Genomic DNA, 15,276 nt, shown 5'->3' with positions numbered 1-15,276 from the left:
CCCTGTGGTAGAGTCGCCCGCCGCCCAAAAATTATCCACGGCCGCGGCCCCAGCGATTCGCTGGGGCCGCGGCCTTTTTGTTTTTACGAACGTTTGCACCGCCGGTACGACAAGGGACTTCCGCCCAGGCGCGGGGTGTCCCTCGATGCCGGACAATGGAGATGGTGCTCGGCCAGGAGGCCGGCATCGAACCGCGCGAGGGCAGTGGTGTCGCCCCCATCCGCGGTAGAGCTGAAGCAACAGAGGAGTCACCACAATGTCGAACCAGCCCCAGGACCGTCCCGAGCGTCGATCGGACGACGGCCGCGGCTACGAGCCCCGGTCTCGTGGGGGCTGGTCCAACGACCGCGGTCCGCGTCGCGACGACCGTGACGATCGTGGCCCGCGTCGCGACGACCGCCCCTCCGGTGGCGGCTTCAACCGCGACGATCGCGGCCCGCGCCGCGACGACCGTCCGTCCGGTGGCGGTTTCCGTCGTGACGACCGCCCGTCCGGTGGTGGCTTCAACCGTGACGACCGTGGTGGCTTCCGTCGTGACGACCGCCCGTCCGGTGGTGGCTTCAACCGTGACCGCGACGACCGTGGTGGCTTCCGTCGTGACGACCGCCCGTCCGGTGGTGGCTTCCGTCGTGACGACCGTCCCTCGGGCGGTGGCTTCAACCGTGACGACCGTGGCCCGCGTCGTGACGACCGTCCCTCGGGCGGTGGCTTCAACCGTGACGACCGTGGCCCGCGTCGTGACGACCGCCCCTCCGGTGGCGGCTACAACCGCGACCGCGACGACCGTGGTGGCTTCCGTCGTGACGACCGTCCCTCCGGTGGTGGCTTCCGTCGTGACGACCGTCCCTCGGGCGGTGGCTTCAACCGTGACGACCGTGGCCCGCGTCGTGACGACCGCCCCTCCGGTGGCGGCTTCAACCGCGACCGCGACGACCGTGGTGGTTTCCGCCGCGACGACCGCCCCTCCGGTGGTGGCTTCAACCGTGACGACCGTGGCCCGCGTCGTGACGACCGCCCGTCCGGTGGTGGCTTCCGTCGTGACGACCGCCCCTCCGGTGGTGGCTTCCGTCGTGACGACCGCCCCTCGGGCGGTGGCTTCAACCGCGACCGCGACGACCGTGGTGGTTTCCGCCGCGACGACCGCCCCTCCGGTTTCAACCGGGACCGTGACGACCGTCCGCGTCGTGACGACCGCCCGTCCGGTGGCGGTTTCCGTCGTGACGACCGCCCCTCCGGTGGCGGCTTCAACCGCGACCGCGACGACCGTGGTGGTTTCCGCCGCGACGACCGTGGCCCGCGCCGTGACGACCGCCCCTCCGGTGGCGGCTACAACCGTGACCGCGACGACCGCGGCGGCCGGGACTACGACGACCGTCGGGGCAACTTCGAGCCCGTCAAGCGGCTGCCGATCCCGGAGGACGTCACCGGCTTCGAGCTGGACGGCGATGTCCGCCAGGAGCTCAAGAGCCTGCCCAAGACGCTCGCCGACGATGTCGCCCGCAACCTGGTGATGGTCGCCCGCCTGCTCGACAGCGAGCCGGAGGAGGCCTACCAGTACTCGCGCGTCGCGCTGCGGCTGGCGTCCCGAGTGGCCGCCGTCCGTGAGGCGGCCGGCTTCGCCTCGTACATGACGCAGCGCTACTCCGAGGCGCTCACCGAGTTCCGCGCCGCCCGTCGGATGACCGGTCGGGTGGACCTGTGGCCGGTGATGGCGGACTGCGAGCGCGGTCTGGGCCGTCCGGAGCGGGCGCTGGCGATGGCCGGCGAGCCCGAGGTGAAGCAGCTGGACAAGGCCGGTCAGGTCGAGATGCGTCTGGTCTCCGCGGGTGCCCGCAGTGACATGGAGCAGTTCGAGGCGGCCGTGGTCACCCTGCAGAGCCCGGAGCTGGCCTCCAGCGCCGTTCACCCGTGGACGGCCCGCCTGCGGTACGCGTACGCCGAGGCGCTGATCGCCGCCGACCGTGGCGACGAGGCCCGTGACTGGTTCGCCAAGGCCGCCGAGGCCGACACCGACGGCGCGACCAACGCGTCGGAGCGGCTGGCCGAGATCGACGGTCTGGAGTTCGTCGACGCGCTCGACCCGGAGATCGAGGACGAGGCGGCCGAGGCCGAGGCCGAGACCGAGGTCCCGGCGCCGGCCCCCGCGAAGTCGCGCGGCGGCGTGCCGGACGAGCGGGAGATCTTCGAGGACGAGGAAGACGTCGAGGAGTTCTACGACGAGGACGACCTGGAGATCGACGAGGACTTCGACGGCGTGGTGCCGGAGCGGTCCACCGACGCCAAGGCCTGACGCGGCACGGTGAGTAGGTGAGTGAGGCCCTGCCGCACCCCGGGAAGTCCCGGAGTGCGGCAGGGCCTCACTGCTTTTCCGGCCCCGGCCCCGGCGCTCAGCCGAGTTCGAGGCTGCGCAGGACCAGTCCGGTGGCCGGCTTCGGGCCGAAGGACGTGGACTTGCGGGGCATGGTGACGCCCTGCTCGGCGAGCCGGCGGACCACGCTCTCGCGCACCGGGTGGAGCAGCACCGCGGTGCCGCCGGTACGGGCGGCCTCGCGCTCGGCGGACACGGCGGTGTGCAGGTAGCCGATGTCGTCGGGGCCGTCGGGGACGCGCCAGGTGCGGTCCAGCAGGGCCGAGTGCAGCACGGTGGCGTCCAGGTGGCGCCACTCCTCCGGCCGGTCGTGCGGCACGGTCGCGTCGAGCAGGGCCTCGTCGGGCTCGCCGATCAGCCAGTACACGCCGTCGCCGCCGGTCAGGACGAAGCCGTTGCCGCCGTGCCGCTTCTGTTCGGCGAGGGCCTGGAGGGCGGCGGCCAGCGGGCCGGGCACCTCCTTGACCTGCCAGTGGTCGCCCAGCTTCTCCAGCGCCTCGGCGATCGGCAGCCGGTACAGCACCCGGTGGATCGCCCGGACCCGCAGCGGGTAGCGGGCGGTGTCGACCAGCAGGACCAGGCCCCGGTCCCAGGGACTGCGCGGCAGGTGGCGGTGCTCGCGCTGGAGCCGCAGGTACATCTCCCAGCGGTGGTGGCCGTCGGCGATCAGGGCCCGGCAGGTGGCCAGGTCGCGGCTGATATCGGCGAGCTCGGCGGGGTCGGTCACGGCCCACAGCCGGTGGTGGGTGCCGTCGGTGGTGGTCGTGGTGAGCAGCGGCTCGTCCTCGACGGCGCGTTCGACCACACCGGCCGCGCCGCCGTTGCCCCGGTAGGTGAGCAGCAGCGGTTCGAGGTTGGCACGGGTGGTGCGCATCAGGCCGACCCGGTCCGCCACCGGCCTGGGCATCACGTCCTCGTGGGGGAGGACGACGCCGGCCTCGCTGCCGCTGACGGCGAGGGCGCCGATCAGGCCGCGCTGGAGGAGCTCCGGGGAGTCGCCGGTGGCCGGTACGCGCTGCTCGTAGACGTACAGGGCGGGCTCGGGGTCGGCGGCCAGGACGCCTTCGCGCAGCCAGTCGCGCAGCAGCCGGGCGGCGTGCCGGTAGCGGGTGTCGCGGTCGGGACGGTCACCGGCGTCCTCGGGTTCGGGGCGTGGCAGGATCAGCCGGACCACGTTGTGCGGGTCGGCGGTCTCCAGGTCGAGCCGGCGTCCGGGGTCGACGACGTCGTACGGCGGTGAGGTGACCGAGGCCAGCGCGCCGACCCGGTCGGGGACGTAGCGGAGGCCGCGGAAGGGGGACAGGGACAGACCTGCGGTGGCGACATGACCGGGATTGCCGGGGCCGCCCTGCGGAGACTCCGCTCCGCTTTCTGCACTGGGTGTGCTCATTCTGGGCATCGTAATCGGGTACGCGTTGTTCAGAGATCGGAACACCCGTGCTGGTCCGGAGCGGGCGGGTGTCGTGACCGAGGGCGAGGTACGACGTGAGTGAGCGCAGGGAGCGGGCGACGGAGCGGTGCGCGTCCCGCGAGGCGGTCGGCGCGGGACACGAGGTGGGCGCATGAGCGGTGGGCAGGAGCGGGTGGGCGGCAGCGGCGGAGCCGAGGGTTTCGCGGACGGTTTCGCGAACGGGTCGGCCGGCGACGGGAGTTCGGGCATGGGGTCCGGCGGGGGTGGGCCGGAGCCGGGCCGGGCCGGTGAGCCGGCGGGGGACGTCTACGAGTGGTTCCGCCGGGGCGGGAAGCTGCTGGCCCAGGGGAATCCGGCGGCCGCCGAGCAGTTGCTGGCCCGCGCGGCGGCGGCGGAGCCGCACTCGCGCAGTATTCGGGAGGCGTTGGCACGGGCGCAGTTCGACGCGGGCTCGTACGCGGCGGCGCTGGACAACTTCCGGGCGGTGGCGCTGGCCGATCCGTCCGACGACTACGCTCAGTTCGGGTGGGGAGTCTCGGCGGCCCGGCTGGGCGACTTCGAGACGTCCGCCGAGCACCTGGCCCTGGCTGTCGCGATGCGGCCGGACACCGATCACTACCGGGCCGCGCTGCGGCAGACCCGGGCCACCCTGGCGGCCCGCGCCGGGGCGTTCGGCCCCCTGCTGCCGGGGGCGCCGGGGTACACGGAGCCCCCGCGGTGGCCGGGGCGGCTGCCCGCGGCCGCGGACCGGGACGACGGGGGCGGCGAGTACGGCGCCCCCGGGCGGGACGGTACGGGGCGGGACGAGACGGATGACGGGAATCGACGCAGTGAATGAGGTAGCGAAGGCATGACCGAGACGGCCACCACCGAGCGACGGACCACCCCCGGCGGCAGTGAGCGCCCGCTCACCGAGGCGTACGACACGGCACTGCTGGACCTCGACGGCGTGGTCTACGCCGGACCCAACGCCATCGACCACGCGGCGGACTCGCTGGCGGTGGCGCGGACGGCGGGGATGCGGCTGGCGTACGTGACCAACAACGCCTCCCGCCCGCCCCGGGTGGTGGCCGCCCATCTGACCGAGCTGGGCGTGCCGGCCGAGCCGGCCGACGTCATCAACTCGGCGCAGGCCGCCGCCCGGGTGGTCGCCGAGAAGGTGCCGGCCGGGTCGAAGGTGCTGGTCGTCGGCGGCCTGGGCCTGGAGGAGGCACTGGCCGAACGCGGTCTGGTGGCCGTCCGCACGCTGGCGGAGGAGCCGCTCGCGGTGGTGCAGGGCTTTGACGCCTCGGTGGGCTGGACGCACCTGGCGGAGGCCGCGTACGCGGTGCGCGGCGGGCTGCCGTGGGTGGCCTCCAACACCGATCTGACGGTGCCGACCGCGCGCGGGATCGCGCCGGGCAACGGGACGCTGGTCGCCGCCGTGCGCGCGGCGTCGGGTGTGGATCCCGAGGTGGCGGGCAAGCCGCTGCCGCCGATGCACCGGGAGACGGTGCTGCGGACCGGGGCGAAGCGGCCGCTGGTGGTCGGGGACCGGCTGGACACCGACATCGAGGGCGCGTTCAACGGCGGTGTCGACAGTCTGCTGGTGTTCACCGGGGTCACCACGGCGGCGGACCTGCTCGCGGCACCGGTGGAGCACCGTCCGACCTACCTGGCGGAGGACCTGCGCGGTCTCCTGGTGCCGCACCCGGCGGTCACGGAGCAGCCGGGCGGCGGCTTCGGCTGCGGCGGCTGGGTCGTCGTGGCACGGGACGGCGTCCTCGGGCTGGACGGCGCCGGGGCGGACCGCTGGGACGGTCTGCGGGCGCTCTGCGCGGCGGCCTGGACGGCGCTGGACGCGGACGGCGTTCCCGCGGACGGGCGCAAGGCGCTGGCCGAGCTGGGGTTCTGAGGCGCGGGGGCCGGCCGTGCGATCCGCGCGGCCGGCCCCGGGTGCGGTCGGGCCGGTACGGGCCGCGCGGTGGCGGTACGGACCCGGTCGGGTGACCGGGTCAGAGCAGTTTGCGCAGCCGCAGCAGGTCGCGGAAGCCGGCCTCCAGCCGGACCCGGCCGGTGGCCCAGGCGGAGGCGAAGTTGAGCGTGCCGCCGACCAGGGCGACCAGGTCGTCGCTGCTCATGGTGAGCCGGATCGCGGCCTTCTCGGCGGGCGGTCCGGGGGCCTCGGTGACGTCCTCGATCCGGCCGTCGCGCAGTTGGCCGGAGAACGTCAGGTCCAGATCGGTGATCCGGCAGGTGAGGGAGCGGTCGAGGGCGGCCGCCTCGTGGACGTCACCGGTGGACTTCGCCAGGTTCCGGCTGAGCTGCTCCAGTGCCGTGCGGCACTCCTCGGCGTTGGCCATGGCGGCTGGTCCACTCCCTGTCCGACGGCGGCGGCGGTCACTGCGGGCCACGGTACCGCAGGCGGGTTTTGACGGTAGCGTCGTCCGTGGGGTGCCCGGAACCGGTTCGGGTGCCGACGGCGACGGAGCGATGCGCGCAGGCGCTAAGGAGGCACCCGGATGCTGCCGAAGACGGTGCGGGGAGCGGTGGAGGTCGCCGCCGGGCTGGTGGAGGAGGTCGGCAAGCGGGTCGTCGGGACGGCGGCCGGTCTGCTGGAGAAGAGCGGGGTCGACATCTCCGAGGTGGAGCGGCGGCTGGGCGGGCCGTTCCCGCCGTCCGCGAAGTCGCTCCAGACGCTGGCGGAGGAGGCGGTGACCGCCGGCCGGGCCGGCGTCGACCTGGCGGTCGGCGTGGCGCGCGGTGAGGTGGAGAAGGCCTTCGAGAAGGTCGGCGACCAGGTGACCAAGGTCGGTGTGGTGCTCGCCTATCTGGAGAGCAAGCTGCGCGAGGTCGAGGAGGAGGGCGGGCCGGCCGCCCCGCCGCGGGCCGAGCCCGGGACGGCGGCCCCCGCGCCGCGCGCCGACGGCCTGTTCGGGCACGGCTGGGAGCAGGACGACGAGCCGGTGACGACCCCGGCGCGGGTGGGCGGCGAGCCGATAGTGGCCGAGCGGGTCGAGGTCGACGAGCCGGTGGAGATCGATCCGCCGGTGCCGGCGGCGCCGCGATCGGCGCAGTCGGGACGGGTGGCCGCGGCGAAGGAGCCGGTCAACGGCGACACCGCGGGGGCGGCGCCGGCGAAGCGGGTGGCCGCTCCGAAGGCCTCGGGTGGGAGGACGGCCGCGAAGAAGGCGGCGCCCAGGAAGGCCGCGGCCGAGGAGTCGGCGGCCGGCACCCCGGGGGCGCGCCCCGCCGCCGCGAAGCAGGCGGGTGCCGAGCAGGCGGGCGCGAAGCAGGCGGGCGCCAAGCGGGCGACCGCGAAGAAGTCCGCCGTCAAGAAGACCGCGGCGGCGACCACGAAGCGGACCGCGGCGAAGAAGCCGGCGCAGGCCACCGGTCAGGAACCGCCCGCCAAGCGGACCGCGACCAGGAAGACCACCGTCCGCAGGAGCAGCAGCACGAAGAAGCCCGATGCCTGACCTCGACCCGGCTCCGGGCCGGCGTCCGGCGGATCCGGCGGCCCGGGAGGTCGGTCCGGTCGCGGCCGGGGAAGCGGCCCCGGGGCGCGGTGAGCCGCTCCCGCTGGGCGTCGGGCTGACCCCCACCGGCCACCCCGCCGTCGACGCCGCCCTGGCCCGGCTGGAGGCACTGGACGGGGTGCCGACCGAGGCACACGTCGCGGTGTACGAAGATGTTCACCAGCGGCTGACCGACGCGTTGGCCGCCCTCGACCAGGATCGACCCGCTCGGATCGACCGCTCGGCATGACCTGTAGGAGCTGAAACACCAGTGGCAGTGGCACGACGCCGTCTCGACGCGGAGCTGGTCCGCCGCAAGCTGGCCCGGTCGCGCGAGCACGCGTCCGAGCTGATCGCGGCCGGCCGGGTGACCGTCGGTGGCACCACCGCGACCAAGCCGGCCACCCAGGTGGAGACCGCGGCGGCGGTCGTGGTGGCCAAGGACGAGGACGATCCCGACTACGTCTCGCGCGGCGGGCACAAGCTCGCCGGGGCGTTCGCGGCCTTCGTGCCGCAGGGCCTGGTGGTCGAGGGCCGCCGGGCGCTCGACGCGGGCGCCTCCACCGGTGGCTTCACCGACGTGCTGCTGCGCGCCGGGGCGGCCGGGGTGCTGGCGGTGGACGTCGGCTACGGTCAGCTCGCGTGGTCGCTGCGGAGCGACGAGCGGGTGACGGTGATGGACCGCACCAATGTGCGCGAGCTGACCGTCGAGCTGATCGGCGGCCCGCCGGTCGACCTGGTCGTCGGCGACCTCTCGTTCATCTCGCTGGGCCTGGTGCTGCCCGCGCTGGCCGGCTGCGCCGCCGAGGACGCGGACCTGGTGCTGATGGTCAAGCCGCAGTTCGAGATCGGCAAGGAGCGGCTGGGCAGCGGCGGCGTCGTGCGCAGCCCGCAGCTGCGCGCCGAGATGATCCGCCAGGTGGCCGGGAAGGCGTGGGAGCAGGGACTGGGCGTGCGGGCCGTCACCGCGAGCCCCCTGCCGGGGCCGTCGGGGAACGTCGAGTACTTCCTCTGGCTGCGCCGGGACGCCCCGCCGCTGGACCCGGCGGAGGCGGACCGGGCCGTCGCCGAGGGCCCCCGATAGGGTGCTCTGCGGACGTCCGGTCCGTCATGCTGATGACGCGGCCGCACCGGGCCGAGGGCGACCCGGCCGACGTAGGGAGAGGGCAGCGGGCATGAGCGAGCGAACCGTGGGGGTATCCCCGGCCGAGATCCGGGGGAGAGCCGTCGAGGGGTGCGCGTCACCCGTGCCGACGGCCGGGCGACGGGGCACCTCAGTGCTGTCGGGACTGTCGGGACTGGCGGAGAGGGGCGCGCATGAGTGAGGGACGGACGGTCTTCCTGATCGCGCACACCGGCCGGGAGGCCGCGCTGCGCAGCGTCGAGGGACTGGTGCACGGCCTGCTGAAGGCGGGGATCCGGATCAGACTGCTCGCGGCCGAGGCGGTGGACCTGGATCTGCCCGACGGGGTCGAGCGGGTGGCCGGTGGGCCGGGTGCGGCGGACGGCTGCGAGCTGATCCTGGTCGCGGGCGGGGACGGCACGCTGCTGCGCGGTGCGGAGCTGGCGCGCGAGCACGGGCTGCCGATGCTCGGTATCAACCTGGGCCGGGTGGGCTTCCTCGCGGAGGCCGAGCGGGACGATCTCGCGGTGGTGGTCGAGCGCGTCGTCGACGCCGACTACGAGGTCGAGGAGCGGATGACGCTCGACGTGATCGTCCGGACCAACGGCGATGTGGTGCACCAGGACTGGGCGTTGAACGAGGCCTCGATCGAGAAGGCGGCCCGGGAGCGGATGCTGGAGGTGGTGACCGAGGTGGACGGCCGTCCGGTCTCCAACTTCGGTTGCGACGGGGTGGTCTGCGCGACACCGACCGGTTCGACGGCGTACGCGTTCTCCGGCGGCGGCCCGGTGGTCTGGCCCGAGGTGGAGGCGCTGCTGATGGTGCCGATCAGCGCGCACGCGCTGTTCGCCCGGCCGTTGGTGACCTCGCCCGACTCGGTGCTGGCGGTCGAGGTGCAGCCGAAGACCCCGCACGGCGTGCTCTGGTGCGACGGCCGGCGTTCGGTGGAGCTGCCGGCCGGTGCCCGGGTGGAGGTTCGCCGGGGCCAGACCCCGGTGCGGCTGGCGCGATTGCACCGGGCGCCGTTCACCGACCGCCTGGTGGCCAAGTTCGCGCTGCCGGTGACGGGTTGGCGCGGCCGGTCGCAGACGCCCTGACGGGTTGGCGCGGCGGGTCGCGGACGCCGTGACCCGCCGCCGACGCGGCCCGGGTCGCGCCGCGTCGGCGGAGGGTCAGACCGCGAGCGGCTGGCTGTCGTCGGCGGCGGTCCAACGGCCGCCCGCGGCCGCCCGGGCGGCGACGTCCGCGAGGCGCTCGGCGGCGGCGGGCACCGCCGCGGCGGGCACCGTGAGCGGGATCCGGATGTGGTGCTCGAAGGCGCCGTCCGAGCCGAAGCGGTTGCCCGCCGCGATCCGTACGCCGCCGTGCTCGCCGGCCAAGGCCAGCGCCGCGCCGGACAGGCCCCCGGTGGACACCCAGAGGGCCAGCCCGCCGGGCGGGGCGGCGTAGCGCCACGTCGGCAGGTGCTCGCGCAGCGCGCCGGCGAAGGCCTCGGCGGTGGCCCGCAGCCGGCCCAGCTGATGGGCGCGGACGGCCGCCAGCGGCTCGCCCAGCAGCTCGGCGGCGATCAGCTGGTCCAGCACCGGGGCGCCGACATCGCTGTAGACCCGGGCGGTGGCCAGCCGGCGCACCAGCGCGGGGGCCGCCCGGACCCAGCCGATCCGCAGACCGCCCCAGAGCAGCTTGCCCGCCGAGCCGACGGTGACCACCTGGGCGGACCGGTCGAGCGCGGCCATCGGCCGGGGGAGTTCGGTGCCCGGCGGGAGGCCCCAGCCGAGTTCGGCGGTGGTCTCGTCGGCCAGCACGAGCGTGCCGGCGGCCCGGGCGGCGGCCAGCAGCTCGCGGCGCCGCTCCTCGGGGACGAGGGCGCCGGTCGGGTTGTGGAAGTCGGGGATCACATAGGCGGCCTTGGGCGTGGCGCCGCGCAGCACCCGGCGCCACTCGGTGAGGTCCCAGACGGGCTGCCGGGACGGCCCGCCCGGCCAGGCGTACGGCACGGGCACCAGACGGGCGTCGCCCAGCCGCAGCGCCTGCAGGGTGTGCGCGTAGCTGGGCGCCTCGACGGCGACCCGGTCGCCGCGGCCGATCAGCGCCTGCCGCACCAGGTGCAGGCCGCCCATCGCGCCGATCGTGATCAGGATCTGGTCGGGGGTGGTCGGCAGGCCGCGCTCGGTGTAGCGCCGCGCCACCGCCTCCCGCAGCACCGGTACCCCGGTGGGGTAGTTGCCGTGCCCGGCGGCGTACGCGGGCAGCTGCTCGACCGCCCGGGCGGCCGCCGCGCCGAGGAAGGGCTGCGGCGCGGGCAGCGCGGCGACCCCGAGGTCCAGGGTGCGGCCCTGCTCGTCCGGCGGGACGGGGTGCAGGGCGTCGCTGGGCGGCGGGGCGCCTTCGGGCAGGGCGGTCCAGCTGCCGGAGCCGCGTCGGCTGTGCAGGTAGCCCTCGGTGCGCAGGGCCTCGTACGCGGTGGCCACGGTGGTGCGGCTGAGCCGCAGGGCGAGCGCCAGTTCGCGTTCGGCGGGGAGCCGGGCCCCGACCGGCAGCCGGCCCTCGGAGACCAGCAGCCGGATCTGCCCGGCCAGCGTCCGGTAGGCGGGGCGGCGGACGCCGGGCGGCTCGGGCAGCCGGGCGGCTTCGAACAGCCGGGCGAGTGCGGCGGCGGTGACGGTGGTGTGCCAGTCGGCCATGCGGATCAGTCCACTTGCTCGGAATTGGCCCTGGAGGGGGTCGCTTTGGCCTGTCCATCATGGCAGGGCGGCCGTCGAGTCCGCCAGCGTCGTGGCCCCGGCCCCGACGGTGCAGCACCACCTGCGGGAGACCCTGATGGCCACCACGACCACCCGACCGACCACCCCCGCGCCCGCCACCGCGGCGGAGCGCCCCTCGCCCGCCGCCCGGCTGCTCGGCGACACCCACGCGCTGGGCCGCCGGCTCCCCCAGCTCCTGGTCGGGCTCACCCTCTACGGGACGAGCATGGGACTGATGCTGCGCTCCGGGCTCGGCCTCGACCCGTGGGACGTCTTCCACCAGGGCCTGCAACGCACCGCCGGCCTCTCGGTGGGCGCCTGGGTCACCATCTGCGGCGCCCTCGTGCTGCTGCTCTGGATCCCGCTGCGCCAGCGACCGGGGCCCGGGACCGTCGCCAACGTGCTGATGATCGGCGCGGCGATGGACCTCACCCTGCGGGTGGTCGGCACGCCCGGACCGCTGCCGGCCCGGATCGCCCTGATGGCGGGGTCGATCGTGCTCAACGGCCTGGCCACCGGCCTCTACATCGGCGCCCGCTTCGGACCGGGCCCGCGGGACGGCCTGATGACCGGCCTGCACCGGCGCACCGGCCGGTCGCTGCGGCTGATCCGGACCGGAATCGAACTGACCGTCCTGGCCGCCGGAGTCCTGCTCGGTGGCACCGCGGGGGTCGGCACCGTCGCATACGCGCTGGCCATCGGCCCGCTCGCGCAGTTCTTCCTGCCCTGGTGCACCGTGCCCAGCGCCGCTGAAACGTCCCGGAAGGGATGAACTTGGGGCGCGCGGAGTTGCCGCTCGTCGCGCGGCGGGTCCGGAACCTCGTAAGGTCGTCACCGTGTTGGACGAGATGCGGATACGGGATCTTGGGGTCATCGACGACGCGGTGGTCGAACTGGCTCCCGGCTTCACCGCCGTGACCGGTGAGACCGGTGCCGGAAAGACCATGGTGGTGACCAGCCTGGGCCTGCTGCTCGGCGGCCGCGCCGACCCGGGCCTGGTGCGCAACGGCGCCGGACGCGCGGTCGTCGAGGGCCGCCTCGAACTGCCCGCCGGCTCCCCGGCGGCCGCCCGCGCCCTGGAGGCCGGCGCCGAACTCGACGACGGCGCGCTGCTGATCAGCCGGACCGTCTCGGCCGAGGGCCGCTCCCGGGCGTACGTCGGCGGCCGGTCCGTCCCGGTCGGGCTCCTCGCCGAACTCGGCGAGGACCTGATCGCGGTGCACGGCCAGACCGACCAGCAGCGGCTGCTCCGCCCGGCCCGCCAGCGCGGCGCCCTGGACCGGTACGCGGGCGAGGCGGTGGCCGAGCCGCTGGCCCGCTACCGGGAGGTCTACCGCCGGCTGCGGGAGGTCTCCGGCACCCTGGAGGAGCTGACCACCCGGGCCCGCGAGCGCGCCCAGGAGGCCGACCTGCTGCGCTTCGGCCTGGACGAGGTGGCCGCCGCCGAGCCCGTCGCCGACGAGGACGTCGAGCTGGGCGCCGAGGCCGAGCGGCTCGGCCACGCCGACGCGCTCTCCTCCGCCGCGACCCTGGCCCACGCCGCCCTGGCCGGCGACCCCACCGACCCGGAGGCGCTGGACGCCGGCACCCTGCTGGCCCAGGCCCGTCGCGCCCTGGACGCCGTCCGCCACCACGACGAGCGCCTCGCCGCCCTCGCCGACCGGCTGAACGAGGTCGGCTACCTGCTGGCCGACGTCGCCGGCGATCTGGCCGGCTACGCCGACGACCTGGACGCCGACCCCGTCCGGTTGGCCGCCGTCGAGGACCGCCGGGCGGTCCTGGCCCAGCTGCTGCGCAAGTACGGCGGCCCGGAGAACTCCCTCGCCGAGGTGCTCACCTGGGCCGACACCGGCTCCGTCCGGCTCTCCGAACTCGACGGCGACGACGAGCGGATCGACGAGCTCGGCGCCCAGGAGACCGCGCTGCGCACCGAGTTGGCCGAGCTCGCGGCCGAGGTGTCGGCCGCCCGGCAGGCCGCCGCCGGCCGCTTCGCCGAGGCCGTCTCCGCCGAACTCGCCGAACTCGCCATGCCGCACGCCCGGGTGACCTTCGCGATCGGCCAGGTCGACGATCTGTCCGGTATCGAGGTCGACGGCCGGACCGTCGCCTACGGCCAGCACGGCGTGGACGAGGTCGAGGTGCTGCTCGCCCCGCACCCCGGGGCCCAGCCCCGCCCGATCGCCAAGGGCGCCTCCGGCGGTGAGCTCTCCCGGGTGATGCTCGCCGTCGAGGTGGTCTTCGCCGGCGCCGACCCCGTCCCCACCTACCTGTTCGACGAGGTGGACGCGGGTGTCGGCGGCAAGGCCGCGGTCGAGATCGGCCGCCGCCTGGCCAAGTTGGCCGAGTCCGCCCAGGTCGTGGTGGTCACCCACCTGCCGCAGGTCGCCGCGTTCGCCGACCGTCACCTGGTGGTGGTGAAGACCAACGACGGCACCGTGACCCGCAGCGGCGTCAAGGTGCTGAACGACGAGGAGCGGGTGCGCGAACTCTCCCGGATGCTGGCCGGCCTGGAGGACTCGGAGTTGGGCCGCGCCCACGCCGAGGAACTGCTGGCCGCGGCCCGGGCGCCGCGCCACCGGTAGCCGCCGTCGCCTGCCCGGCGGCCCTCGGAAGGACAGCGACGCGCCCCCCGTGGCGCCGACTGTCCAAGAGGGCCGCCGACCTGGCATGGTGGCGGCTGGACACTGGCTTTCCAGTCCCGAGCGCCGTCGGCGGGCAATCCTCGCGACACGGCGCGCGAACCTGATCGAGTCGGATGCGAGACGACGTGGACCATTCCGCCGCCCGGGCCGCCGCGGCTGCCCCCGAACCGGGTCAGCTGCACGTGGTGCTCGTCCTGGCCGCCAGTACCGGCGGCATCGGTGCGCACGTGCGCTCCCTGGCACAGGGCCTGGTCGCGCACGGAGTGACCGTCACGGTCTGCGCGCCCGCCGGTACGGACGCGTTGTTCGGCTTCTCCCGCACCGGGGCCAGGTTCCACCTGGTCGACATCACTCCCACGGCGGGTGCCCGCAGCGACGCCACCGCCATCGGCGAGCTGCGCCGCGCCTTCACCGGCGCCGACGTGGTGCACGCCCACGGCCTGCGGGCCGGGCTGCTCTCCGACCTGGCGCTGCGCACCGCCGGCCGCTTCCCGGGCCTGCGCCCGGAGACCCCGCTGGTGGTCACCTCGCACCACGCGCTGCTGGCCACCGGGATGGAGCGGCGGCTCCAGCGGCTGATGGAGCGCCGGGTGGCCCGCGCCGCCGACCTGGTGCTCGGCGCCTCCTCCGACCTGGTGGCCCGGGCCCGCGAACTGGGCGCCACCGACGCCCGGCTCGGCCCGGTCGCCGCCCCGCCGATGCCCGAGGGCCGGCTGGAGCGGGCCGCGGCCCGGGCGGCGCTGCTCGGCGACGGTCCGGACCGTCCGCTGGTCCTGGCGGTCGGTCGGCTCGTCCCGCAGAAGGCCTTCGGGCTGCTGCTGGACGCCGCCCGCGAGCTGACCGCGCTGGACCCGGAACCGCTGCTGCTGATCGCCGGCGACGGCCCCGAGGCCGCCGGGCTGCGCGAGCGGGTGGCCGCCGAGAGGGCGGCGGTCCGGCTGCTCGGCTACCGCACCGACGTGCCGGACCTGCTGGCCGCCGCCGATGTGCTGGTCGTCTCCAGCCGCTGGGAGGCGCGCTCGCTGGTGGTCCAGGAGGCGATGCGGGCCGGCGTGCCGGTGGTGGCCACCGCGGTGGGCGGCATCCCCGAGCTGGTCGGCGACGCCGCCGTGCTGGTCCCGTCCGGTGACGCGGCCGCGCTCGGCCGGGCGGTGCGCGAGCTGCTGGCCGACCCGGACGCCCGCCGGCGGCTGGTGGCCGCGGGCCGGCAGCAGGCCGGGACCTGGCCGGACGAGGCCGCCACCGTGGCCCAGGTGCTCAGCACCTACGACGAGCTGGTGCAGCACACCCCGTAGCCCCCGCGCGCCCGCGCCGCACCCGTCCCGCCGGCCGGAGACCGGACCTGCCCGAGCCGTGGCCCGGGCAGGGACCCCTCAGACCGTGGCCTGCTCGGCCCGGTCGACGGCCGCGGCGTCCGGCTGGGCGGACAGGTAGGCCCCGCCGCAGGCGGTCAGCCGCAGCGCGGTGTCGATCAGCGGGACGTGGCTGAAG

General features: G+C 75.5%; 13 protein-coding genes and 1 pseudogene. 11 read left to right on the top strand and 3 right to left on the bottom strand.

Translation table 11 applies throughout. The annotated features are described in order from the left end of the window. Positions 1-256 precede the first annotated feature (256 nt). Positions 257-1,147: pseudogene (locus ACFXHB_RS41575) on the top strand (tetratricopeptide repeat protein); the annotation flags it as partial. A 255-nt stretch (positions 1,148-1,402) separates the two neighbouring features. Beyond that, positions 1,403-2,290, top strand: coding sequence for a hypothetical protein (locus ACFXHB_RS41570; protein WP_380581863.1), 888 nt, complete (start codon positions 1,403-1,405; stop codon positions 2,288-2,290). A gap of 97 nt (positions 2,291-2,387) precedes the next feature. On the opposite strand, the gene ACFXHB_RS41565 is transcribed toward ACFXHB_RS41570, so the two are convergent. Next, positions 2,388-3,758: a DUF1015 family protein gene (locus ACFXHB_RS41565; protein ID WP_380581857.1), complete on the bottom strand. Its 1,371-nt coding sequence runs from the start codon at positions 3,756-3,758 to the stop codon at positions 2,388-2,390. Between the two features lie 172 nt (positions 3,759-3,930). Here ACFXHB_RS41565 and ACFXHB_RS41560 point away from each other — a divergent pair, with 172 nt between their 5' ends. Together ACFXHB_RS41560 and ACFXHB_RS41555 are read left to right on the top strand one after the other, a co-directional pair. Further along, the gene (locus ACFXHB_RS41560; RefSeq protein ID WP_380581855.1) at positions 3,931-4,617 is read left to right on the top strand and encodes a tetratricopeptide repeat protein; all 687 of its coding nucleotides are present in this window, start codon (positions 3,931-3,933) and stop codon (positions 4,615-4,617) included. 12 nt (positions 4,618-4,629) lie between these two features. Next, entirely contained in the window at positions 4,630-5,673 is a 1,044-nt protein-coding gene (locus ACFXHB_RS41555) for an HAD-IIA family hydrolase (RefSeq protein WP_380581853.1), read from the top strand. Between the two features lie 100 nt (positions 5,674-5,773). On the opposite strand, the gene ACFXHB_RS41550 is transcribed toward ACFXHB_RS41555, so the two are convergent. Beyond that, positions 5,774-6,121, bottom strand: a complete 348-nt coding sequence (locus tag ACFXHB_RS41550) for an SCP2 sterol-binding domain-containing protein (RefSeq protein WP_380581850.1) — start codon at positions 6,119-6,121, stop codon at positions 5,774-5,776. Between the two features lie 159 nt (positions 6,122-6,280). Here ACFXHB_RS41550 and ACFXHB_RS41545 point away from each other — a divergent pair, with 159 nt between their 5' ends. The 4 genes from ACFXHB_RS41545 to ACFXHB_RS41530 all read left to right on the top strand — a co-directional run bounded on the left by ACFXHB_RS41545 (position 6,281) and on the right by ACFXHB_RS41530 (position 9,496). Beyond that, positions 6,281-7,237 (top strand): hypothetical protein, encoded by a 957-nt coding sequence (locus ACFXHB_RS41545; RefSeq protein ID WP_380581848.1) that lies wholly within the window; start codon positions 6,281-6,283, stop codon positions 7,235-7,237. Further along, positions 7,230-7,526: a hypothetical protein gene (locus ACFXHB_RS41540; RefSeq protein WP_380581846.1), complete on the top strand. Its 297-nt coding sequence runs from the start codon at positions 7,230-7,232 to the stop codon at positions 7,524-7,526. The genes ACFXHB_RS41545 and ACFXHB_RS41540 overlap by 8 nt, the downstream gene beginning before the upstream one ends. Positions 7,527-7,553: 27 nt before the next feature. Further along, a complete protein-coding gene (locus tag ACFXHB_RS41535; protein WP_380581861.1) occupies positions 7,554-8,360 on the top strand; it encodes a TlyA family RNA methyltransferase in 807 nt (268 codons plus the stop codon). 233 nt (positions 8,361-8,593) lie between these two features. Further along, positions 8,594-9,496 carry an NAD kinase gene (locus ACFXHB_RS41530; RefSeq protein ID WP_380581844.1) on the top strand — a complete coding sequence of 301 codons (903 nt, stop codon included), beginning with the start codon at positions 8,594-8,596 and terminating at the stop codon, positions 9,494-9,496. Between the two features lie 75 nt (positions 9,497-9,571). Here ACFXHB_RS41530 and ACFXHB_RS41525 read toward each other — a convergent pair whose 3' ends face one another. After that, positions 9,572-11,083 (bottom strand): PLP-dependent aminotransferase family protein, encoded by a 1,512-nt coding sequence (locus ACFXHB_RS41525; protein WP_380581842.1) that lies wholly within the window; start codon positions 11,081-11,083, stop codon positions 9,572-9,574. Between the two features lie 136 nt (positions 11,084-11,219). Between ACFXHB_RS41525 and ACFXHB_RS41520 the strand changes: the two genes are divergently transcribed. The 3 genes from ACFXHB_RS41520 (at position 11,220) to ACFXHB_RS41510 (ending at position 15,080) form a co-directional block, all read left to right on the top strand. Further along, on the top strand, positions 11,220-11,915 hold the full coding sequence (locus tag ACFXHB_RS41520) for a YitT family protein (protein ID WP_380581840.1): 696 nt from the start codon (positions 11,220-11,222) through the stop codon (positions 11,913-11,915). A 76-nt stretch (positions 11,916-11,991) separates the two neighbouring features. Further along, complete coding sequence (gene recN, locus ACFXHB_RS41515; RefSeq protein ID WP_380581859.1) at positions 11,992-13,725, top strand: DNA repair protein RecN; 1,734 nt, start codon at positions 11,992-11,994, stop codon at positions 13,723-13,725. A 173-nt stretch (positions 13,726-13,898) separates the two neighbouring features. Continuing rightward, complete coding sequence (locus ACFXHB_RS41510) at positions 13,899-15,080, top strand: glycosyltransferase family 4 protein (protein ID WP_380581838.1); 1,182 nt, start codon at positions 13,899-13,901, stop codon at positions 15,078-15,080. Positions 15,081-15,276: the final 196 nt, after the last annotated feature.

Source organism: Kitasatospora sp. NPDC059327 (assembly GCF_042752535.1).
In the GTDB taxonomy this organism is placed as follows: Bacteria; Actinomycetota; Actinomycetes; order Streptomycetales; family Streptomycetaceae; genus Kitasatospora.
Note: the sequence above shows the minus strand (reverse complement) of the source record. Positions and strands in the feature narration are given on the sequence as shown.